We start from the raw sequence: 22,234 nt of genomic DNA, 5'->3' as shown, positions 1-22,234 counted from the left end.
ATTCGTAAACAGTTAATTCAATTTGACTGTCTTCGCAGTGCTATGGAAGATGTTCTTGGTACAGCGTCCTAACCAGCCTGGCGGCTGCTATACTTCACAATGTAAATTTTACTTACGAAAGTAAAGAATATTGGCATACAGATTGGTAGGAAAGTGGAATGATCGATTATTGGGGTGTGTGTAATGGGTGTTTGCTAAGTTTGCTAGCAAGTGTTTGCGTCGGTTTTGGTAGTAACTTAGTCAAGCAAGAGCCAACTCTTGCACAGTCCCCAGTCAATAAAGAGGCGATGCCTGCGGCGGGCTACGCCTACGCATCGGTAGTTACAAAAACCTCTATTCAATCTGCTTTAGTCACCAAGTTAAAAGCGAAGCAGGAGCAAACACCCATATCAGAAGTTCGCCAACTCAATTCTATAAAACGTTCCCTCAGCAGCACATCATATTTATTGAGCATCAACAGAGTAAAGAACTTGATCGCTCAACTAAGTCAAGCCACAACAAATGTAGTGTCAATTACAGATGTAAAGGTGAATACCACTAATAAGGGTATAGAGTTAATTTTAGTTACGGCTAACTCCGACAAATTGCAGGTTTCACCGAAGACAGAGGGTAATTCTTACATTGTAGATATTCCCAATGCCAAGTTACAGCTTACCAGTGGGGAGAGTTTCCGACAATCAAAGCCAGTAGCAGGGATTACTGAGGTAACAGTTGTAAATATCGGTAATAACACCCTGCAATTGACGATTGTAGGGGATCAGGGTGCGCCACAGGTGGAGTTGTTTGATAGTGTTACTGAGGGTTTGGTGTTTGGGGTGAATGCGACGGCTTCTCTACGAGAGGCTACACCAAGAACAGCACAACAACCAACAACTACGCCTGAGCAAAACCAAGAGCCAATAGAACTAGTAGTAACAGGTACGCCAGACACAGGGTCTAGGTATCAGGTTCCCAATGCGACTGTGGGGACTCGGACTAATAGGCGGATACAGGACATTCCTCAGTCGATTCAGGTAGTTCCCCGGCAGAGTTGGCAGGACCAAGGAGCCGTTAACACCATCGATGCCTTAAGAAGCGTTGGTGTTATCCAAGGTTTTAATTCGCCGACCAATGGTGATGTCTTTACAATTAGAGGTTTTCAGACGAGCAACCTCCTTCGCAACGGTCTTAAGGATAGCCCTTTCAAGGTGAGGAATGAAGATACGTTGTTTCAGTACTACCATTTTGAATCATCTGCTCAGATTTTGGGCTTTTTGAAAGTTGAAACCACCAATTTTCGCTCCTAATTTCACCACCTTGAAAGGGCTACGGTCTTAAGGATTATACATCAGGAGCTATATCAGGACAAACTCAACTCGCCAACATTGAAAGATTAGAGGTTCTGAGAGGGCCTGCCTCCGTCCTTTACGGTCAAGGTAATCCAGGTGGCACGATTAACTTTGTCACAAAGCAGCCGCTGAGTGAGCCTTACTTCGCCACCAGTATGACTTTTGGCAGTTATAGTTTCTATCAACCAACTTTAGATATCTCTGGTCCTCTCAATTCTGACAAGACGCTCCTTTATCGTTTAAATGCTTCCTACATCAGCACAGAAAGTTTTATTGACTTTTTTCACAATCAGCGTTATATAATTGCACCCGTTCTGACTTGGCAAATAAGTAAAAATACGAAGCTGACTTTTGAAAGCGAGTTCCGAGATCAGCAGCAATACCCCAGAACGGGGCTACCTGCTGTAGGAACTGTCTTGCCTAACCCAAACGGAGAGATTCCGCTCAGTCTGAACACATTAGATGAAGATGCCAGAAACAACCGTCGTTCGATTTTATTGAGCTATAACTTTGAACATCGCTTTAGTGACAATTGGTCATTGGTGAATGCTTTTCTTGTTAGGTCTATAAGATATAGAACAGATAGTGCCAATTCTGGCTCTCTACGAGCTGATGGTCGGACTCTAAACCGCACACAGCAAAACTATATAGGAGCGCCTGGTGCCGATGAAGAGTATGCTCTAGACAACTATGTGGTAGGCAAATTTAAAACTGGTAGCCTTCAGCATGAATTAGTTGCTGGCTTTGACTTGTACAGAGACATTAGTCAGTTCGATCAGACGATGCGGGCTATTGGTACTATAGATGTATTCAACCCGATCTACGGTCAGCCTGTCGGTGGTATTACTTCTAGAATTAATCAAAAAACTAAAAACGATCAGATCGGCTTTTATGTTCAAGATATAGTCTCACTTACCAATAACCTTAACTTGGTTCTGGGCGGACGCGGAGATTTTGTTGATAATAAAGTTACCAACTTTTTAAATACAAGTGCCAATCAAACTCAATCTGACTTTGCATTTAGTCCTCGTGTAGGTCTTGTCTATCAACCTATCCCACCCGTTTCACTCTATGCCAGCTACAGTCAATCCTTCTCCCAAAATGTTGGAACTACGTTTGGGGGTAGTTTATTTAAACCCAGTACTGGCACTCAATACGAAGTGGGAGTCAAAGCTGATTTCCTTAACGGCAAACTATGTTCAATCCTTGCTTTGTATCAATTGACTTTATCCAATGTTTTGACACCTGATCCTAATCGTCCCACCACATTTAATATTCAAACGGGGGAGCAACGCAGCCGAGGCATTGAACTCAATGTTACAGGGGAGATATTGCCAGGCTGGAATGTGATTGCCTCCTATGCTTACACGGATGGACAGGTGACGAAGGACGAGCGATACATTGGCAATCAACTAGTGAATGTCCCTGAGAATAGCGCGAGTTTGTGGACGACTTATACCTTTTCCAAGGGGAATTTGCAAGGGTTAGGATTTGGACTGGGTTTATTCTATGTCGGCGAACGGCAGGGGGATCTTACAAACTCCTTCAGTGTACCCAGTTATTTACGCCTTGATGCTGCTGTCTACTATCGAATAAATCGCCTTCGCTTCGCGCTTAACCTCAAAAATCTGTCCGATGTTCGGTACTTCACTCCCCGAACTTTTAACCTTGTTTATCCTGAAGATCCATTTATTGTGGAGGGAACAGTAAGTTGGGAGTTATGACAGGGCAATAGTGGAATGACACGCTTGAAAAATTGATTATTCCCCAATTTTGATGTTTTAGAGTGTTTATGTCTAATGATATCGATGTTGTTTGGAATTGCGCCCACTATTCTACTCAAGATAGAAAACAGTGGAGACTGGAAACAGCCATTTATGCCAGGAGCAAAAGCTTTGAGGAAAACCGAGACAGCAAAACGAGGTACGAAGTTAACTCTTGTCACGAATCCATGAACACAAATATTTCTCGCCCGCAAAAATACTACATTCGCATTTTGAGCTTAGGCATAGGTATCTTAGTAGTATTGTTGGGTATTTTCGCCAGCATTTCTTATGGTGCTGCTGACATTCCCATTGCCAAAATACTCACTGCATTCACTAACTATGATGACTCCACTGAACATATAATTATCCGCTCGATGCGCCTACCACGTACACTGATTGCAAGTATGGTTGGTGCTAGTTTGGCTATAGCCGGAGCATTAATGCAAGGACTCACCCAAAATCCCCTAGCCGCACCAGGAATCTTGGGGATCAATGCAGGTGCAGCCTTAGCAGTGGTGACAGTGGTTTTTGGTTTGGGTACATCTTCAGCACCTCTAATTACCCTTGTAGCATTTATCGGAGCCTTAATAGCAGCCTTAACAGTTTATTCCCTCGGTTCACTTGGACATGGAGGCTCAACACCATTGAATCTGACTATTGCTGGTGCAGTTATAACTGCCTTGCTATCTTCAATTACCACAGGTGTACTAATTTTAAGCGATCGCACTTTAGAAGAAGTCCGCTTCTGGTTAGCAGGTTCTCTAGCAGGACGAGACTTCAGTCTATTCCTGACTGTGCTGCCCTGGATGGTAGTAGGGCTGTTAACAGCTTTTGCCTTGAGTAGACAAATCAACGTCCTCAGTTTAGGAGAATCGGTGGCTACAGGCTTAGGTCAACAAACAGGTTGGATCAAGTTGGCAACAGCATCGAGCGTTGTCATCTTAGCAGGAAGTGCAGTAGCACTAGCAGGGCCTATCGGCTTTGTCGGTCTGGTAGTTCCCCATCTGGCGCGGGGAGTAATGGGTGTTGATTATCGTTGGGTATTGCCTTGTACAGCCGTGTTTGGTGCAGGTTTACTAATATGGGCAGACTTAGCAGCCCGTTGGTTAATTAGACCCCAAGAATTGCCTGTTGGCGTAATGACAGCACTGTTAGGAGCGCCCTTTTTGTTGTATTTAGTGCGTTGGCGGGTGAAGAGAGGATGATAACAATTCAAAATTCAAAATTCAAAATTCAAAATTTAATACTCAGCAAGGAGCCTGTAACTAGAGTATTGTTACTACTGCTATTACTCACCCTCGCAGTCTTGGGGATGAGCCTTAGTTTGGGAGATTATCCTGTCCCACCAGCAGATATAGTGAAAGCTGTTGTTGGTTTACCAACTCAAGATCCAGAATCTCCCTTTGTTGTTGTTACCTTACGTTTACCTAGAGTGTTAATCTCTTGGTTAGTAGGAGTGGGCTTGGGAGTTGCTGGTACTATTTTACAAGGATTGACACGTAATCCTTTAGCTGACCCTGGCATCGTTGGGGTAAATGCAGGTGCAGCCTTAGCAGCGGTGACTTTGATTGTATTATTCCCAACTGTACCCACTATGTATTTGCCCCTAGCTGCTTTTGGTGGTGCTTTTGTTGTCGCCTGTCTGATCTACTTGCTAGCTGGCACGGGAGAAAAATCACCTCTGCGCTTAGTGTTGGTGGGAGTATCACTCGCAGCAATTATGGGAGCTTTCACTACTTTGATGTTGACTTTCGGTCAAATCAACAACGTCAGTAGAGCGCTGGTATGGCTGGCGGGTAGTGTTGCTGGTAAAAGTTGGGAGCAAGTCTGGCAACTGCTACCTTGGCTAGTTGTCTTCGTTCCCTTAGCTTTACTGCTGGCGCGGGAACTTGATACTCTGCAACTGGGTGATACAGTAGCTAAAGGACTCGGTAGCCGAGTCACATGGCAAAGAAGCAAATTATTGCTAGTGAGTGTAGCGCTGGCTGGGTCAAGTGTGGCGATCGCTGGTACAATTGGTTTCGTGGGATTAATGGCTCCCCATTTAGCACGTAAACTTGTGGGGTCAATACATAAAAATTTACTGCCAGTCGCCGCCTTGATAGGAGGATTATTGGTAGCAGCAGCAGATTTTTTGGGTAGGACTTTATTTTCTCCAACACAATTACCTTGTGGTTTGCTAACTGCTGCTTTAGGAGCGCCTTATTTTATTTATTTACTCTATCAAAGACGGCAAAGATGAACATATATTGATCTAGAAGCCGTTTTTAATTAAAATCATCATCTGGGAAAATACTGTTATGCTGCTCCAAGTCTAATGTCAGAGTATTTTTACCAAACGCAGCACTAAGTACCCAATATTATTGGTAATATGATCTAAATATCTATCCTCAAAGGCGATCGCTAACTTTAGGGGAATATTTGGTTTGTGATAACCAGATTTTCACAAGATGCTCTGCTTTAGCATTTTGACTAGCTCGATCAATTGAATTTTAGTCATTCCCCTGCCAGGAATCATTAGTTGGATTCAAAAGCGATCGCAAGCAACATGGCACTATGCGGCAATGCGATCTGCCAGCAAAAACCGCTTTGCAGCTACGCACTTTCAAACCAATTATCCTTGCAATCAGAAAGTCTTATGGAGAACACAGTCCTTGAAACCCAACATCTGGGTCTGGCTTACGATGGCAAACCCATCATATCCGGTCTTAACCTGTTAATTCCCACAGGACAAATTACTACTCTAGTTGGCCCCAATGGTTGTGGGAAATCTACTCTATTGCAAGGTTTAGCCAGATTACTCAAACCCCATATTGGTACTGTATATCTCAATGGTGCTGATATTTTTCGACAGTCAACGACCAAAGTTGCACAACAACTCGGTATTCTTCCTCAAGGGCCAGTTGCACCAGAAGGATTGACTGTGCGAGATTTGGTAGCCCAAGGTCGTTATCCATATCAAAAAAGTTGGCTGCAATCTTGGACAACTGAAGATGAACGTCAAGTCCGCAAAGCACTAACAACTACAGACCTCAACGAATTAGCCGATAGAGCCGTAGATACCCTTTCTGGTGGACAGAAGCAACGTGCTTGGATAGCCATGACTTTAGCGCAAGATACGCAGATTCTCCTATTGGATGAGCCGACAACTTTCTTAGATTTAGCTCATCAAGTGGAGGTGCTAGAGTTGCTGTGGGATTTGAATCAACTTGAGGGGCGGACAATTGTCATGGTGTTGCATGACCTGAATCAGGCGTGTCGTTATGCCCATCAGCTAGTAGCTTTACGTGATGGCGCTGTTATGGCTTATGGAACTCCAGCAGATGTCATGACAGAAGAAATGGTGCAGGAGGTGTTTGGATTAGCTTGTCGAATTGTACCAAACCCAGTAACAGGGACACCTTTGTGTTTACCTCTAAAAAAGAAATGATGGCACGGGGTCTTGAGGTAGAGCATACACAATATATCGATGAATGCAGGAGTTGAAAAAACAGACATTTTTCTACAGACCTTTTGTCCTTTGCAAGTTTTTGCAACAAAACCTCTTGCACAGCCAATACGCGATCGCTCTAACATCACCTGTATCTTTTTGACTGTATATGCCTAAGTTCTGCTTTGTTGTGCTGCTCACGCTGTTGGTGATTTCTGCTTGCAGTTCCTTTGGTCGTCAATTACCAACCCGCGATATAGCTGTTGTTCCCTCAAATCAAACATCACCTGTGCCCGTCCACGTAGTCCAACACGCAATGGGTCAGACTCTAGTTCCCGTCCATCCTCAACGAGTCGTCGTCATAGACCCGTGGCTAGTGGAAATACCTCTAGCTTTGGGAGCCAATCTGGTAGGTGCTCCAGATCCAACTAAAACTCTCCAAGGGCTACGGTTAGAGGATAAGCACCCAGGCATTGAAGACATTGGTGCGCTTCTGACGCCGCCGAACATGGAGAAGGTTATGACTCTCAAGCCGGACTTGATCTTGGGCACGATGCGAAATCAGGATAGTTACAGTTTATGGTCTCACATTGCACCCACTGTTTTGCTTAAAGTGCAAAGCAATGGAGACTGGAAACAACCGTTTATGCCAGCAGCAAAAGCTCTGGGTCAAACCGAGACAGCAAAACGTTTAATACACAATTATAACGTACGTTTAGCCAAGTTTAAACAAAAGATGGGTTCCCGACTCAAAAAAACTTTAGTTTCCGTCGTGCGCCTCATCCCACAGACGATTAACCCATTAACCAAGGGTGCATTCTCTGGAGTGATCGTAGAGGATGCCGGTCTAATCCGTCCTCCTTCGCAAAATCTGGATGCTAAAGCAACTCAAAAGAAAGCAGGCAACCCCGTTGGCTACAATATATCTCCAGAAGTCCTCACCCAGATAGATGGGGATATCCTATTTACAGTGCGCTACGGCTTCAAAGACCCTACACAGTCAAAGATAGCTGTCCATCAACTCATGGCAGAACCTCTGTGGTCAAAGCTTAATGTTGTCAGGCAGGATAAAGTCTATGTAGTTGATGATTTTTATTGGCTTACTGGTAGCTATCTATCAGCTAATCGAATTATTGATGATTTATTTACTTCTATCTTGCACCCACTGAAAGAAACTAACAGTAAATGAATAAAGCGTGCAAAAGTGTAACATCATTTTTATTGGTGGTTAATTTTCGACTTATCAGTCTCAAGCCTACATAAAAAAAGGCTAACAGTATGTAATATGTTCTTATTTATGCTTATTACCATACTGATTTTATTTGTCAACATAATGATTATTCATACTGCATTAAAATAACCTACTGACACAAATTGCCATAAACCAACTGGTGCAAAATGTAAGATTAGCAACTAAAAACAAGTCTATGAAACTCTATTAAATGATATTCAATCTAACTCTCAACAAGCAAACTCTGATTGAGCGCATTAGCCAACTTGCACGCGATAAGTTCGCCTCTCGCGCCGCAGGTTATGACCAGAATGCTAGCTTCCCAAGAGAAGATTTTGAAGACCTTTTTCAAGCAGGTCTGAATGCGCCTGTTGTGCCAACTGAATACGGTGGTCTAGGGTTAGGACATGATAGCGATATCTTTACCCTATGGATGATGACTAAGGAACTGGCAAAAGTGGATTTATCCCTAGCCCGTTGCTGGGAAGGACACGCAAATGCCCAAGTTTTACTAGCAGCTATGGCTAATGAGTCTCAGAAAAAGCGCTGGTTTGAGGGTATTGTCCAGCGTGGAGAAAAATGGGCGGCTTGGAGTGGAGAACCCCAGTCTCAGATTCCAGGTCAAGAAGCCAGCCTTGGCACGAGTGTGCAAGTGGTAGATGAGGGATACATCATTGATGGCACAAAGGTATTCGCCACCAGTGCCCCAGAAGCAGAGTGGGCAATTCTCTTGGTCAACACAGCAGGGCCTGGGGGAGCGCGTCATAGCAATGGCTCACCCACATCAGTGTTGTTACTAGCCTGCAACTTATCCGATTCCAGTATTAGCTTTGATGATAGTTGGTGGCAGCCAATTGGGATGAGAGGTACAGTGAGTTACTTAGTTCGCTTTGAACGTACTTTTATCCCTAAAGAAAACTTGATTGGCTATCCAGGACAGTACATCCAACAGGAGTGGCAGACGCGGTTTACGCCTCTGTATGGCGCTGCTTTTCTAGGAGCTGCTGAAGGAGCCTATGATTATGCTTTAGCATACATCAACAAACAGGAAAAAGGACACGACCCCTACGTACAACACCGAATTGCTAAGGCAGCAATTAATATAGATACTATGCATTTCTGGCTGCGGCAGGTAGCCACTCTTTGGGAAACAGGCCAGGTATTAGGGGCAAAACAAGCAGGCAATCGCGCCCGTTACATAACTGAACAACTGGCTTTAGAAACAGTGAACGACTGCATACACGCTTGTGGATCTCGCTCCTTGATTAAACCGAGTCCTGTGGAGCGAATATTGCGAGATTTATCCTTTTACGTATTACATGATAATTGCGATCGCGTTTTGTCTTCAATAGGTCAGGAGATTCTAGGGCAATCATGCGATCGTGCCTATTTCAACACCCACCCAACTCCCCAAGAAAACCTTACGGAGTAAGAATTTGCAATACAAATTATATTCAATAGATTGAGGCAACTTGTGGTAAAAAAGATCGGTCGTGCAATCCTGTCGCTTCACAAATTATTTGTCAAGCGACATCATGGTTGATTTTTTCATCCCAAGGAGCAGGTTTCCTGACTTGCTCCCATACAGGACTATACAAGGCTTTATACAATTCTCGTGCCAGTTCCACCAGCCCTATATAACCAGCGTAGGCATGATGGCGTTCATGGTTAACATCCAAAAAAGGAATTTGTGCTTTGAGTGCTGTATATTTATTGCCAATCCCAGTAATCAGCACATCAGCTTTTGTATCCTTCAGTACCTGTAGTAAAACTTCCGGGGTTGCTTGGGGCAAAACAATGCCATCTTGACCAAGATATTGTTTAATTTTGGCTTTCTCCTCTTCTGTAGTCTTGGCATTAGTGGTAGCAATCACTTCCATTCCTAAATCTTTGGCAGCTAAAATAATCGACCAAATTTTTACACCACCAGTAGAAAGAATAATCCGCTTGCCTTTCAACTGGGCACGGTAGGGAGCTAGGGCAATATTTAGGGCTGCGTTTTCTTCTCTTATCAACCATTCTGTACGTTCTTGAAGATATTTATCCCCTAATGTTGCTGCAATATTTCGCAAGCAATGGTTTAAGTTTTTCACACCAAAGAAAGATTCTTCAACATAAGGAATTCCATAAAATTCTTTCATTGTTTGCGCCATTGGCAGCACTACATTTGAGCAAATGACTACATTCAACTTGGCACGATGAGCATAGCAAACTTCTTTATAGCGAGCATCACCCGTAATTTTGGAGAGAACGCGTATACCCAATTTATTGAACAGTGGTAAAACATTCCATAAATCACCAGCAACGTTGTAGTCACCAACAATATTGATATCAAAAAGGGTAGTAAATTCTGGTTCTGCTGTTCCGATTACATATTTCAATAAAGTCTCATTGCCAATACGATTACCCAAGTTTTTACTACCAAGAAATCCAGGCGAATTTACATATACAACCGGAATATCAATCTTCTGTGCAGCCAGTTTACAGACACTATCGATATCATCACCAATCAAAGCGGTAATACAAGTAGCGTAGACAAAAATAGCCGCAGGATTATAGCGTTGAGCAACATCAAGAATAGCTTTGTACAGTTTCTTTTCACCACCAAAAACGATATTATTCTCGCTAAAGTCAGTAGTAAAAGCAGTTTGGTATAATTGAGAGCCTGATGATAGGCTACCATGAGTCGCCCAAGGATTATGAGTACAACCAATAGCACCATGTACCAAATGAACAACATCAGTGATAGCTCCGACAGAAACCATTGCTCCATCTAAAGGACAATTTCCTTGGTTTGCACCTGGTTGTGGTGATTTTGTACAAGTTAGTTTGTTCTTGTCACCCAAATTTTTTTCGTTATGTTTACAAGCTGTTTCGTTAATTGTTACTTGAGTATTTTTCATACCTTTCCTCGTACTGAAGATTCATAAAAAAGAGTCAATATTTAGGAGTTAAAAGGTGGGGTGTCGGTTGCCAAATTATTTCTTAGCTCTATTTATTAGCTTAAAATATGCTCTAGGTAAGCAATAGCCGAAATCTTTAATCTGAGTAGCGCGTATCTTAAGAAGTACAGTTTTTGCTACTAACAGCAAAAACGCAAAGATGAATGAAAATCGTTATTTGACTCTATATTGATACTCATTTGGCAAATGCTCGTTTAATTGAATAACAATTCTTTGAGTTACTCGACTTTCAAATCCTAACAATAATTGTAACTAATAATAGTAAAAATAATGACATTATCATAAATTTGCGTTGATATTTGAGGGATAGAAACAGTTAGAAATAGACAGAACTGTTTATATATAAAATATGATTACTTTGAAGTAAACAAGATATTAATTCCTTAAAATAGGTAGACTATTCTAACTATATATAACAATCTTAAATCATTCGCGAAAAACAACATACCCGACTTATTAAATAAGTCGGGTATCTAAGACTGACGATTTTCATAAATAAAATAGAATTGCTATATGAGTTGAGTATGGATGTTTATTTTGGAGAATTAACTATTTCAATTTAACTACGTTTCATCCCCCATTTTTGCTTCAAGTCACAAATTTCATACTCGAAAAGCCTTACGGCAGGAATCATTGCCGAGTAAACTTTCCAATTTGCGACGAAAAGTTTGAAGCCTTGTCTAAAAACCTGGCGTGTTTTCTATAAGCAGTGTGATTGCCAGAATTATTCGAGAATATAAGTTGCCAAAGGAGTAACCCCAATGACTGAATACCAAGACTTTATCACTGGCGCTTCTAAATTGATTGAGCATGACCCTGACGCTAACTGGCTATTTCGCTACATGGTTGATGGACTCACTGAACACGGATTCAGCACTAAAATGTCTGAAACTTATGCCGCACTCGTCATCGGACAAGAGTTCTTGAATCCCAGTGAAAGCGATTTTACCTCTTATATCAGTAGCGCACTGTCAGCGTACGCACAGCTAAGTCCTCAAGGTCACGCCACACTGCTAGAAGTGACTAGTAAATACGTTCAAAACTACTATTATCCACAAGAAGTAGATACACAAGAACTATAGTCAGCAGAAACCCGCTGCATACAACAGCGGGTTTCACACGGTAATGATGCAAATAAGGTAATGCCCTACTAAATTTGGAAATCCCTTATCACCCAATACGGTTCGGTTAAGAAGAATAGTAGGTTGGGGAGGCACTGCGCCCTTGGTGGTTCCCCCCGTTGTTCGCGGTCTCCCAAAGGGAGAAGCAAGTGGCGTTTGAGCGTAAGCGAAACCCAACAAAACCAATGACAAGGCGTTTAGTTTCAGCGTTTAGGGACTTCCAAATAAAAAAATATCCAACTATTTATTGTGGGGTGGGCGTCTCGCCCGCCCGTAATCATAGGCGGGCAAGATGCCCACCCCACAAGATGGGATAATTTATTTCTTGGAAATCTCTTACATGGATACGGTGTTTTAAGTGTTAAACCCTAGACTTTTTGTACAGCAAAGCTTATGAGCTTTTTTAGTACAAATGCAAGGAGAAACTTTATCTTAGTCCGGCCGATAGTAAAACTCTCGACACAGAAAATTGGGTTGGCTACCATCCTTGAACTTGTGAAATGCAGCAATGACCCACAAATCTTTGTTCATATTCGCTGCCAACAAGGATTCCACTGAATCGCGATTGTATCTTGCACAGAAAGCTTTCTCATTGATATTATCTACAAACGGTGTCACCTCAGTCTCACCCCAATCTTTGAGGGACTGGGCACCATAAGCGTGCATAATAATTTGCTCATTATGCTTGGTTAAGGTAAATTTCTCGATCCATGTAGTCTTTGTGTTGGAGTTTATCCAGGTTCCTAAATAAGGCATGAAATCAATCACGGTGTCCTTGGGCTGGTTACCGTAAATTTCGTTTCGTTCCATCTTGAAATGTTCCTCTTCTTACTAGCGATGAAAAAACTCACGGGCAAAATGATCGGTTCGGCCACTACCATCTACGTAGCGGGTATAGGACTGAATGACCAAGATTCCTAATTTTTGGTTTGCCACCAGATGTGTCTCAATCCCGTCTAGCTTGTAAAAAGCGTGGAATCCTCCTGCTGTAAGTGAGTTTCCTACAGCGTAAGGCACTGCCTCAACCTCACCCCAGTCAATTGGTGAGGGTTCGTTGGCTCCATAACCCTGAAACACAAGACGACCATATTGTTCAGTCAGAACCACCCGCACTAAATAATTAGTATCCGATTTAGTATTGACCCAATTACCAACTAAAGGTGAGAGTTCTATTGGCTCCTTAATACTAGGGCGTTGGTCAGCCTGCATATAGTGTGCATATTGAGTTGTTTGTGTCATTAGCTAACTCTCTAATGAATAAATTTCAGCATTGTAATCATAAATATAAACTACTTATTAACGTCCATCTAACTAAGATAATATTTTATTAATAAATTAAGTTTATATGGGCTGAAAAAATAGCAACTTGCAGAGAAAAAAATTGTTTTATAAGTACAATATATTATAAGTTATTAGCTATATTTCCTCAATATTATCCCTGCCTTAATCATTGACTAAGAGCTATTTTATAATTCTTACAACTAAGATGATTTAAATAGTTAGATAAAATTAATTACATAATTTTTTCCAAATATGCGATACAAGTTTCCCAACTAGAGTAAGCATCTATATCAATCCATTCATATTTAATAAACTGCCACAAAATCTCAATCAAATTAAACTCCAGTGAATACAAGGGCAGTTCAAAGATGGTAATACTACTAAAGTTCTTGACTGAGCTGATGCCGATCCAATTCCAGAAACTCAGCGTTCCATTCCAGAGGTATGTCAAGGAACTTATTTCCTATTGTGATGCAACTATCCAGAAATGGTGTTTCTACTCCTGCTAGGCGAGCTAAAACTTGTAGGGGAAAACAGCCATAAGGCAGATCCTCAACCAAATAGCGGTGATGAGGGTTACACAGGGTCGTACTGGAGTAGGCTCCAACCTGCTGTATATGTTCATAAAGGGACGATCCGGTAGTTCCATATGCGATTTGATAGTGGCTTTTGATATCAATTAAGTTGAAGACTCCCAGTGCTTCACCCACTGCTATGCGATCGCGATCCAGGTGGTCAATGAGTCCAACAGTATGGGAACCAAGGTTATGATAGAGGTTGTAATCCTCACCAGATTCCCATCTAGCTAATGAAACCAGAAGCAGGGGAAGGTGGATAATGTCATTAACTTTATTAAGATTAATTTCTAAAACCGAGGCAGCAGCTGATAAATTACTAAACCCAGCTTGGTAAGCGCTCATAATCTGATTTGTCATAGTTCGGTTCTGAGCTGCCACAAAGAACTTGTTGGTAAATGTGCTAATCTTGACTCGATCCTCCGTATTACCGCGACTGACGAAAGGAGTGTTGTTGACATCAGCCACAGCAGGCAATTGTTCCTTAGCTATTCCTAGTCTCTGGAGTACCTTACAAAAAACCCGACCTGCAAAGCGACTAGCACAGAAAACCAGAACGTTCATTTGAGGATTGACATATTCAGCTAAAATCTTGGCGTATGCTTCGATGTCTTGACCGCGACAACAGATCAGTACGTTGAGTGGTAGTTTACCACCATTTAGTGCCGCCAACTCATAAATATTATTGGAACAAGCTGCAACTGGATAACTTCCGGGAGAAACTGATCCAATTGAGTAAATGGTTTTCGTCTCGGTAACAATGGAAGAACGGCGAGAGAAAAGGTAAACAGTATATCCTTGATTACTCAAATAGACAGCTGTCGCTAAGCCAATGTGTCCTTTACCTACAACCAAATAGCTAGTCTGTAGCATGTGCCAATTAGTTTATCCCAAAACCAGAACCAAGGATATCTTAAATTCACCATTCGCATAAGAATTTTGTCTGGGCATTACACCAATCCAAGTGTGAATTATGCGACGCCGATAGCGTTCGCGCAGCGTCTCGTAGAGAAGCGTCATAGCCTGTCGTAGACATCGCCTCAAAGTTGCAAGCATTGTGCCCCACCATCGGCACATAACCATATTTAAAATAATAACTACAAATTTTTATTCCGATGGAACACATCAGCAATCAATTTTTCAAATGCGATGCCTGCGGCGGGCGGAGCCATCGCTAATAAAAATCTGATGGTTAATATGTGGACACAGGTACGTTGCACGTAAATATTTAAGCTTAAAATCGTTCATCTACTCTACAAAATTAGGAAAAATTCTGTAGCTAAAAATACACTTTTCATCAGAAAGTACCAGGGAAAACTTTTTATTATTTTAGCAATTATTTTGGCAATGTGTATGATATGCTTGCTAAAAAGGAATAAAACACAGTAATAAACTAACAAATAGTATAGAAATTACTTGACTTTCCGCAAAAACAAAAATCTGGTAAGTATTTGGAAAATATGTATACAAAATTACAAAAGCATTAACAGAACTTCCAGCACAAAAGGCACACACTATAGCAATCCGATTTGATTCGGTGAATCACTCATATAGGGAATGGGGAAGAAAGAATAAAGGAAAGGTGTACTGAGTGAGTTTTTTCAAAAATCAAATAGGAGTCCTATAGAAGACCTTGCTATTACTTAGGCAGTTAATCATGAAAAATTTCACCGTCAGTCATGAAAATCGGCTTTCCCCTACACACGCCAGTTGCTACAAGTCTCTTAACCGCAAGGGCGCACTGGCTCCCCTACCCCTTTTTCAAGTCAGATTAAATGTGTCCGCTACGGCTTTTCGTAACAAAGAGATACAGCCTCATAAAGCAGGATATGAATATTTGCAATAACCTGAAGGCAATTAGGAATCGTCTGGGCATGAGTCAGCAAGAATTAGCTAATATAGCTGGCGTAACCCGTCAGACTATTGGTGCTGTGGAAACGGGACAATGTGCGCCTTCTGTTACTATTTCCTTGCGTTTGGCTAAGGCACTTGGTTGCCAAGTTGAAGACTTATTCTCGCTAGGAGAGGACGATTTACCCAAGATTGAGGCGGTTCTTGCCGATTCGACCTCTAACAACCAGCAATCACAAGTTATTCTAGCGCGGATTGGGGATCGATGGATAGCTTATCCCCTATTAGGCAAAGATGCTTTTCGCATCGAAATGATTCCATCTGATGGTGAGGTAGTTGCAGTGAGCCACCCCATTGTAGGGAGTGGCGTTAGCGCAAGCGGTAGCAACGTAGCAGAAAGTCTTAGCGGAGGCTTCCTCCGTTCAGAACTTTCCAACAGAGGAGCGTCACCTGTAGGGGTGGACGGGTTCCCCAGTATAAACAAACTGCCATTAGCGTTAGCGAGGAACGAGCTTCACCCTCCGAGTGAAGCACAGAGCCAGACAGGTACAAATAAAGTCCTGGTTCGGCTTCTGGATGATATAGACAAATTGCATAATACAGTTGTGATTGCTGGTTGTACACCTGTGCTTTCCCTCTTGGCTAGAGCAACTGAACGCTGGCATCCGCAACTGCGAGTTCATTATCGTTTCGCCCATAGCAAGGCTGCATTGCGTAGTTTAGACCGAGGTGAAGTTCACATTGCAGGGATGCACTTATATGACCCCCAAACTGGGGAATATAACATTCCCTTTGTGCGAGAAGTCTTAACAGATAAGAGTGCTGTCTTGATTACGCTTGGGGTTTGGCAAGAGGGATTGTTAGTTCCACCAGGAAACCCAATGGGAGTTAAAACAGTTTCTGACTTAGTAGAATTTGGAGCAACTGTTGTCACCCATGAAGTGGGTTCTGGCAATCGGATGCTTTTAGAACGGAAACTCCAAGAAGAACGAGTACCATTGGAGGCTGTGAAAAGATTTGACCATATCGTTCACAACCATCAAGATGTTGCTTTATCTATAGTCTCAGGAATCGCTGATGCAGGTATCAGTACGGCATCTATAGCTGCTACCTTTGGTTTGGGATTTATTCCCCTTCATAGTGCGCGATACGACTTGGTGATTCTTAAAGAATACTTGCAAGAATCACCAGTACAGCAGTTTATCAATATCTTGGGAAATCGGCTAGTGCGATCGCAATTAGAAATTCTCGGCGGTTATGACATCAGCAAGACTGGGGAAGTTGTAGCAAATATTTAGTGCTTTTGTGTAACAGCTTATTACTATGTCAATGCATAAATCATATATTTTTAGAGGTTCTATGATTCGGAGAATTTTTATTGCATTTTTGGCGTGTTGCTTGGCGATTCTGAGTGCTGAAGCTAGTGATATGCTAATCAAGCAAAAGCCATCTATTGCACAGTCCTCAACGACTAAAAATGTGATTGTAGCAATGACAACCAGCATTGAGGATAGCGGGCTGCTAGATGATTTAGTTCCGGCGATTGAAAAGAAAACAGGATATACGCTGAAAAAGGTTGCAGTCGGCACAGGACAGGCTTTGGCTCTGGCTGAAAAAGGTGAGGTTGACGCACTGTTTGTCAATTCACCTAAAGCCGAACGCAAAGTTTTGGCAGGTGGAGCAGTAATTAATCGTCACTTGGTAATGCACAATGACTTTGTTATTGTCGGGCCAGATGCTGACAAGGCAAAGATCCGAGGGAAAAAGAATGCTGTAGAAGCATTCTCTTTGATTGCCAAAAACCAAGGATTGTTTATATCGCGGGGTGATGACTCAGGTACTAATAAGCTAGAGAAAGATTTATGGAAACAGGCAAATGTCACACCCTCTGGCGCTTGGTATCAGCAAACAGGTTCGGGGATGGCGGAAACTTTGCAAGTTGCTAATCAAAAACTGGGATATACCTTAGTAGATCGAGCAACCTATATATTTCAAAAGAAAAATCTGTCTTTACCTGTACTGGTGCAAGGAGATAAGAAACTGTTAAATCTCTACCATGTTATGCAAGTAAATCCTCAGAAATTTCCCAGGGTGAATAGTACAGGAGCTAAAGCTTTTATTAATTATGTCTTATCTCCTGAAGGACAGACACTAATTGCAGCGCATGGTAAAAAAGAGTTCAAACAACCGCTATTTTATGTTGATGCGGGTAGAACGGAGAAAAATTACGGCTTTTAGAGAAATTTAAGCATCAGATCATCAAGGGTTGCTCTACTGCATATTTCAGTATTCTTTTCCAATTCTTTAAGAGATTTGTGAATACAATCATTGAGGGAGCTTTGAAAGCTCTTGAGCTATTAACCGATGGCGATAGTGACGTTTTCCAGGTGATGACAATGACATTGTTTGTATCTGGAACAGCTACAGCCATTAGCGTTTTACTGGGACTACCATTAGGACTGTGGCTAGCATTAGTGGATTTCGCCGGCAAGCAGACTCTGAATAGTTTGATTAACTTTGGGATGGGATTGCCACCGGTCGTCATCGGCTTAGTGGTCAGTGTATTTTTGTGGCGATCTGGCCCATTGGGAAACCTTAATTTGATTTATACACCCACAGCGATGATCGTAGCCCAAGCAATCATTGCTTTTCCAATTGTAGCTGGCTTCAGTTTTACAGCAATTATCAGTATTAATCCGAAACTACGCTGGCAACTGTTGTCAATGGGGGCGACACAGTGGCAAGCAAACTTTTTGCTGATCAAGGAAGCGCGTTTAGGGTTAATGGCTGCTGTCATTGCCGGTTTTGGTCGCGTCATCTCAGAAGTTGGCGCATCGATGATGGTGGGCGGCAATATCAAGGGGCAGACAAGAGTTCTGACAACAGCGATCGTTACAGAGGTAGGGAAAGGGAATTACGATGTGGCAATGGCGATCGCATACATTCTCCTGATCATCACATACACCGTTATCGTGTTGCTGACTATCCTACAGCATGACCGGAAAATTTTATGAGTACTAACAAGTATGTCCTAAATATGCAACAGGTGAGTGTCGATAGCAAAACACATAAAAATATCCTGTCAATTGAAAATTTTGCAGTCCGTCCTGGGGAACTTGTCGCTGTGCTTGGCCCCAATGGCGCTGGTAAAAGCACTTTGTTAAGAACAATCAATCTCTTGCAACCTTACCGTGGTGAGATGCAATTATTTGGACAGGATGTCCGCAATGCCAATAAAACATTGTTGCGTCGTCGTTCGGCTTTGGTATTTCAAGAAACATTACTACTGGATGACACTGTTTTTAATAATGTTGCCAAGGTATTAAAGTTTCGGGGAACACCAACGCACAAGATTCCGCAAAGGGTACATACTGCACTTGCAACTTTTGGCTGCGAACACTTGGCAAAACGTTCGGCTCGTTCACTGTCTGGTGGTGAAGCAAAGCGGGTTTGTATTGCCTGCGGTTTAGTTGCTGATTCCGAATTGCTGCTTTTGGATGAGCCTTCTGCTTCTTTAGATGTGGGCATACGTCCGCAAATGATCGAGAAAATTAGACAATGGGCCCAAGCTAGGGGATCGGCAGTCATATTAGTCAGTCATAATTTTACAGATATACTGCATTTTGCCGAGAGAGCGATCGCCTTATTTGACGGCTGTATCATCCAGGATGATAACTTGGAAACCATCATCCGCCGACCAGCTAACGAGCAGCTTGCCAGACTGGTAGGGATAGATAATATTACTCCGTGTCGGGTAGAACGGAGTAGCCGTGGAAGTTTTATCAAACTTGCAAACGGGATAGAGTTTTTATATCCTGGGGAAATCACAAAGCCAATTACTGCATGTTGTTTATCTGGCGATACTTTTAATGTTTACGATCCAAGTTTTTTAATGCAACACAAACCTGGGTCGGTAATTATTGAAGGGCTAGTAGAACGGGTTTTAAATGGTATTGGGATTTGTAGTATTTGGGTTAAGGTGGGAGAACAAACTTTAATCGCCAGAGTGCCTCGGAATCATATATTTGGCAATCTATATCCCCATGAAATAATTAAGCTGGCATTCAATGCAACAGATGCACATTTTGTTTAAAAAAAATGGCATTACTGACCCGCCGATAACCTCTCAATGGTAGGGTGTATGAGCGTTGTGAGACTGCATTTTTATTGCCCTCTTCCTGGTTTGCAATCCGCAAAACCCAATGCCTCTGTATCAAGGAAACTGGCGATCGCCATTTCAATTACCGCTTCGAGTGGATACTCAATTTCAGTAGCACGAGCAATCAAAGCCTCTCGAATTCGCTCAGGTAAAAGCCCTAAGATGACTTCAGCATCAGCAGCAGAAAGTTGCTCTTGAAGTTTAGCTTGCATAGGTTCACCTGTCGGGTGGAATTTGGACGTTGTAAGGAGGCTCGGTCGATCTTAGAATAATTGCTTCTAACTCCAATAGTAGCGCAGGGTTTTCCCAGTGATAAATTGGCTGCATGGCAATACGAACGTCTTCATCCCTATATTTGTCAAGCCACGCCCACAAAAAAGCCTTATGTCCACCACTGAAGCGACCTCGTAGACTCTTAGTTTTACCGATGTAAAGCAATCCATCAGTTTTGTGTCTGATTGCATAGATACCAGGACGAGCAGGAAGGTTGGCAAATTCGCGGCTCAAAGGCTGACATTGCTCAAAGGGTGTAAAGGCGATCGCATCCAGGATTCTCCGAGCTTGGATTTGCAATTCAGAGTCGTTTGTATAGACTTCATTTCAGGAATGCTGAATGCGATTATTGCTTTTTTTACTCAGCACTCGTTACTCAGCACTCAGCACTGTTTCGGTAACGCCGGATTTTGATGCAGTCTGAATTAGGATGGTCGCCACTTTTTTCGCTTGTGAAGCGGTTGACCAACTTCCTTCCATCATCGCAACCACGATCGCACCTTGCACCAATAGAAGCAGTTGCCTAGCTAACTGTTCTGGTGATAAAACTTCTGCGGCTTGAGCTAGGCTCTTGATGTAGTGGTAAATCGATTGTTGATGCTCCAATGCTACTCGATGTCCAGGATGGTCAGCATTGGCTAGTTCCACTGAAGCATTAATGAATGCACAACCTCGAAAATCTGGGCCCTCAAACCATTCCCGCAGGGCATCAAATATTGCCAATAGTTGTTGGGATGGGTTAGAAGCTCGTTGTTCAATCGCGGTTTTAAGCCATTCGCACCATTGTTCATCCTGTTGTCGCAGCCACGCTTCAATCAATGCATCTTTTGACTTGAAATGATTGTAGAGCGACATTTTCGCAACGCCAGATTCCGCAACGATTCTGTCAATGCCAACGTTGCGAATTCCTTCTCGATAAAACAAACCTGATGCTGTACTTAGGATGCGATCGTGAACAGATTTACGAATTGTTTTCGGTTTAGTCATTTAGATGGCATCCTTAAATAATATGTAATTATTAATTAATTCAAGACTGACAAAGATTTTCCCAATTTCAAGATTGTTTCAACTTCAACCTAAACTATCTTTTCAAACTAAATGCATAAATTTCAACCCATCTCAAATTGCTGTGAGGAGCTTACATTATAGCTATTGCATACAATGTAATCGACAGATATAAATATACCGTTATATTCTGGTTTAAAAATAGGTTTTAATTCTGTGTAAGAATATATATCAATACCAGAAAATAATAATATTTTAAAACAAAAACAGTCTTAATTATTATTTAACTCGTTTGAAATACCAGGTTATTTCATTCATCTGGATGTAGAATTAAGTTTATTTTACCCAATTGGTTAAATCACAAACAGTATTATTTATCGATTGCTTATTCTATTCTCTCATTCGCCAAAGCTTCGATGATTTATGAGAATTTAAGAAAACACTGTCTGTTAAGAATAAAGGGTTTGTACCAAAAGTGATTGATGAACTGTAAGCAGACCAAAGTCCCCCCGAACTTCAGAACTGCTACCGATCAAGTACTTCCACAATCCTCCAGAAACTTGTGGAGCAAGACCATCAGTTCATCAAACAATTGGTTAACTTATGGGATTTGGCTTCATCACTACAGCGCAAGTGCTTGGAGATCCTTTGTGCATGAAGTGGTTTAGATTCCCTATAAATAAAGAATATCATACATCTGGCCAATTTACTTGCGCTGACCAATTAATTTACAAACAGTATTCGTGGTTACAATTAGTTATCATCTAGAAAGCCTCAAAGCCGATAATTGCGTTATTCTGTTGTTTTAAGTTGAGCAAATCTCGTCTAGCTTTCTAAATAAAATATCCATAAACAAGATAGAAAATCAATCATTAATCTCTTGATTTATAGTTAGAATAGTCTGTCTATTTTCATTGCTAAACCAATACAGTTCGGATAAGCACTATGAACTTTCCTTGTGGTCTGGGAAATGGTTTTGGGGTAAGGGTGAAAGGATGTATTTAAAAGCAATACCTTTCCCCTTTCCCCTTTCCCCTTTAACCGAACTCTATTGATTGCTAAACCTTTTATATATATGAATCACCATGCTGTTAAATCTAGACAGAACTGTCTATTTGTTAATAAATTTATCTCAATTTATCCAACATCTATTTTTCCTATTGTTATTAGAGTTACTATTATTAATTAAACCGGGTGATAGGATTTTGAAATCAAGTCAGTCAAAGAATTTTTCTGATGATAAGAGAAATA

General features: G+C 41.8%; 21 protein-coding genes and 1 pseudogene. 13 read left to right on the top strand and 9 right to left on the bottom strand.

Translation table 11 applies throughout. From position 1 onward, the window contains the following. Positions 1-158 precede the first annotated feature (158 nt). From V7K41_RS01365 to V7K41_RS01335, 7 genes are all read left to right on the top strand, one after another. Positions 159-1,286: an AMIN domain-containing protein gene (locus V7K41_RS01365; RefSeq protein WP_334845366.1), complete on the top strand. Its 1,128-nt coding sequence runs from the start codon at positions 159-161 to the stop codon at positions 1,284-1,286. Between the two features lie 50 nt (positions 1,287-1,336). Beyond that, on the top strand, positions 1,337-3,052 hold the full coding sequence (locus tag V7K41_RS01360; RefSeq protein ID WP_334845369.1) for a TonB-dependent siderophore receptor: 1,716 nt from the start codon (positions 1,337-1,339) through the stop codon (positions 3,050-3,052). A 227-nt stretch (positions 3,053-3,279) separates the two neighbouring features. Beyond that, positions 3,280-4,299 carry a FecCD family ABC transporter permease gene (locus V7K41_RS01355; RefSeq protein WP_334845368.1) on the top strand — a complete coding sequence of 340 codons (1,020 nt, stop codon included), beginning with the start codon at positions 3,280-3,282 and terminating at the stop codon, positions 4,297-4,299. After that, a complete protein-coding gene (locus V7K41_RS01350) occupies positions 4,296-5,336 on the top strand; it encodes a FecCD family ABC transporter permease (RefSeq protein WP_334845365.1) in 1,041 nt (346 codons plus the stop codon). Before V7K41_RS01355 ends, V7K41_RS01350 begins: the two co-directional genes overlap by 4 nt. A 396-nt stretch (positions 5,337-5,732) precedes the next feature. Beyond that, a complete protein-coding gene (locus tag V7K41_RS01345) occupies positions 5,733-6,524 on the top strand; it encodes an ABC transporter ATP-binding protein (protein WP_334845364.1) in 792 nt (263 codons plus the stop codon). 169 nt (positions 6,525-6,693) lie between these two features. After that, on the top strand, positions 6,694-7,713 hold the full coding sequence (locus tag V7K41_RS01340) for an iron-siderophore ABC transporter substrate-binding protein (RefSeq protein WP_334845363.1): 1,020 nt from the start codon (positions 6,694-6,696) through the stop codon (positions 7,711-7,713). 253 nt (positions 7,714-7,966) lie between these two features. Then, positions 7,967-9,187 carry an acyl-CoA dehydrogenase family protein gene (locus V7K41_RS01335; protein WP_334845362.1) on the top strand — a complete coding sequence of 407 codons (1,221 nt, stop codon included), beginning with the start codon at positions 7,967-7,969 and terminating at the stop codon, positions 9,185-9,187. A gap of 91 nt (positions 9,188-9,278) precedes the next feature. On the opposite strand, the gene nifE is transcribed toward V7K41_RS01335, so the two are convergent. Then, positions 9,279-10,658 (bottom strand): nitrogenase iron-molybdenum cofactor biosynthesis protein NifE, encoded by a 1,380-nt coding sequence (gene nifE, locus V7K41_RS01330; RefSeq protein WP_334845361.1) that lies wholly within the window; start codon positions 10,656-10,658, stop codon positions 9,279-9,281. A gap of 821 nt (positions 10,659-11,479) precedes the next feature. Here nifE and V7K41_RS01325 point away from each other — a divergent pair. Next, positions 11,480-11,800, top strand: a complete 321-nt coding sequence (locus V7K41_RS01325) for a hypothetical protein (protein ID WP_334845360.1) — start codon at positions 11,480-11,482, stop codon at positions 11,798-11,800. Positions 11,801-12,271: 471 nt separating this feature from the next. Here V7K41_RS01325 and V7K41_RS01320 read toward each other — a convergent pair whose 3' ends face one another. From V7K41_RS01320 to V7K41_RS01305, 5 genes and pseudogenes are all read right to left on the bottom strand, one after another. Continuing rightward, entirely contained in the window at positions 12,272-12,649 is a 378-nt protein-coding gene (locus V7K41_RS01320; RefSeq protein WP_334845359.1) for a hypothetical protein, read from the bottom strand. 21 nt (positions 12,650-12,670) lie between these two features. Next, positions 12,671-13,078 (bottom strand): hypothetical protein, encoded by a 408-nt coding sequence (locus V7K41_RS01315; protein WP_334845358.1) that lies wholly within the window; start codon positions 13,076-13,078, stop codon positions 12,671-12,673. A 274-nt stretch (positions 13,079-13,352) separates the two neighbouring features. Continuing rightward, positions 13,353-13,496 (bottom strand): annotated as a pseudogene (locus V7K41_RS32760) (IS630 family transposase); the annotation flags it as partial. A 4-nt stretch (positions 13,497-13,500) separates the two neighbouring features. Next, positions 13,501-14,568: an NAD/NADP octopine/nopaline dehydrogenase family protein gene (locus V7K41_RS01310; protein WP_334845357.1), complete on the bottom strand. Its 1,068-nt coding sequence runs from the start codon at positions 14,566-14,568 to the stop codon at positions 13,501-13,503. A gap of 12 nt (positions 14,569-14,580) precedes the next feature. Continuing rightward, positions 14,581-14,772 (bottom strand): hypothetical protein, encoded by a 192-nt coding sequence (locus V7K41_RS01305; RefSeq protein ID WP_334845356.1) that lies wholly within the window; start codon positions 14,770-14,772, stop codon positions 14,581-14,583. A gap of 580 nt (positions 14,773-15,352) precedes the next feature. Between V7K41_RS01305 and V7K41_RS01300 the strand changes: the two genes are divergently transcribed. The 5 genes from V7K41_RS01300 to V7K41_RS01280 all read left to right on the top strand — a co-directional run bounded on the left by V7K41_RS01300 (position 15,353) and on the right by V7K41_RS01280 (position 19,639). Then, positions 15,353-15,541, top strand: a complete 189-nt coding sequence (locus V7K41_RS01300) for a hypothetical protein (protein ID WP_334845370.1) — start codon at positions 15,353-15,355, stop codon at positions 15,539-15,541. After that, on the top strand, positions 15,525-16,844 hold the full coding sequence (locus V7K41_RS01295) for a substrate-binding domain-containing protein (RefSeq protein ID WP_442943094.1): 1,320 nt from the start codon (positions 15,525-15,527) through the stop codon (positions 16,842-16,844). The genes V7K41_RS01300 and V7K41_RS01295 overlap by 17 nt, the downstream gene beginning before the upstream one ends. Positions 16,845-16,905: 61 nt before the next feature. Then, on the top strand, positions 16,906-17,784 hold the full coding sequence (locus V7K41_RS01290; RefSeq protein WP_334845355.1) for a substrate-binding domain-containing protein: 879 nt from the start codon (positions 16,906-16,908) through the stop codon (positions 17,782-17,784). A 77-nt stretch (positions 17,785-17,861) separates the two neighbouring features. Further along, entirely contained in the window at positions 17,862-18,560 is a 699-nt protein-coding gene (locus V7K41_RS01285) for an ABC transporter permease (protein ID WP_334845354.1), read from the top strand. After that, on the top strand, positions 18,557-19,639 hold the full coding sequence (locus V7K41_RS01280; RefSeq protein WP_334845353.1) for an energy-coupling factor ABC transporter ATP-binding protein: 1,083 nt from the start codon (positions 18,557-18,559) through the stop codon (positions 19,637-19,639). The genes V7K41_RS01285 and V7K41_RS01280 overlap by 4 nt, the downstream gene beginning before the upstream one ends. Before the next feature lie 71 nt (positions 19,640-19,710). Here the strand turns inward: V7K41_RS01280 and V7K41_RS01275 are convergent, their stop codons facing one another. The 3 genes from V7K41_RS01275 to V7K41_RS01265 form a co-directional block, all read right to left on the bottom strand. Next, the gene (locus V7K41_RS01275) at positions 19,711-19,917 is read right to left on the bottom strand and encodes a hypothetical protein (RefSeq protein WP_334845352.1); all 207 of its coding nucleotides are present in this window, start codon (positions 19,915-19,917) and stop codon (positions 19,711-19,713) included. Between the two features lie 4 nt (positions 19,918-19,921). After that, on the bottom strand, positions 19,922-20,278 hold the full coding sequence (locus tag V7K41_RS01270; RefSeq protein ID WP_334845351.1) for a GIY-YIG nuclease family protein: 357 nt from the start codon (positions 20,276-20,278) through the stop codon (positions 19,922-19,924). Between the two features lie 72 nt (positions 20,279-20,350). After that, positions 20,351-20,965 carry a TetR/AcrR family transcriptional regulator gene (locus V7K41_RS01265; protein WP_334845350.1) on the bottom strand — a complete coding sequence of 205 codons (615 nt, stop codon included), beginning with the start codon at positions 20,963-20,965 and terminating at the stop codon, positions 20,351-20,353. Between the last annotated feature and the right edge of the window lie 1,269 nt (positions 20,966-22,234).

Origin of the sequence: Nostoc sp., assembly GCF_036917415.1 — a bacterium.
Taxonomy (GTDB): Bacteria; Cyanobacteriota; Cyanobacteriia; order Cyanobacteriales; family Nostocaceae; genus Nostoc.
The sequence above is the reverse complement of the archived record's forward strand: the minus strand, read 5'-3'. Positions and strand labels throughout refer to the sequence as shown.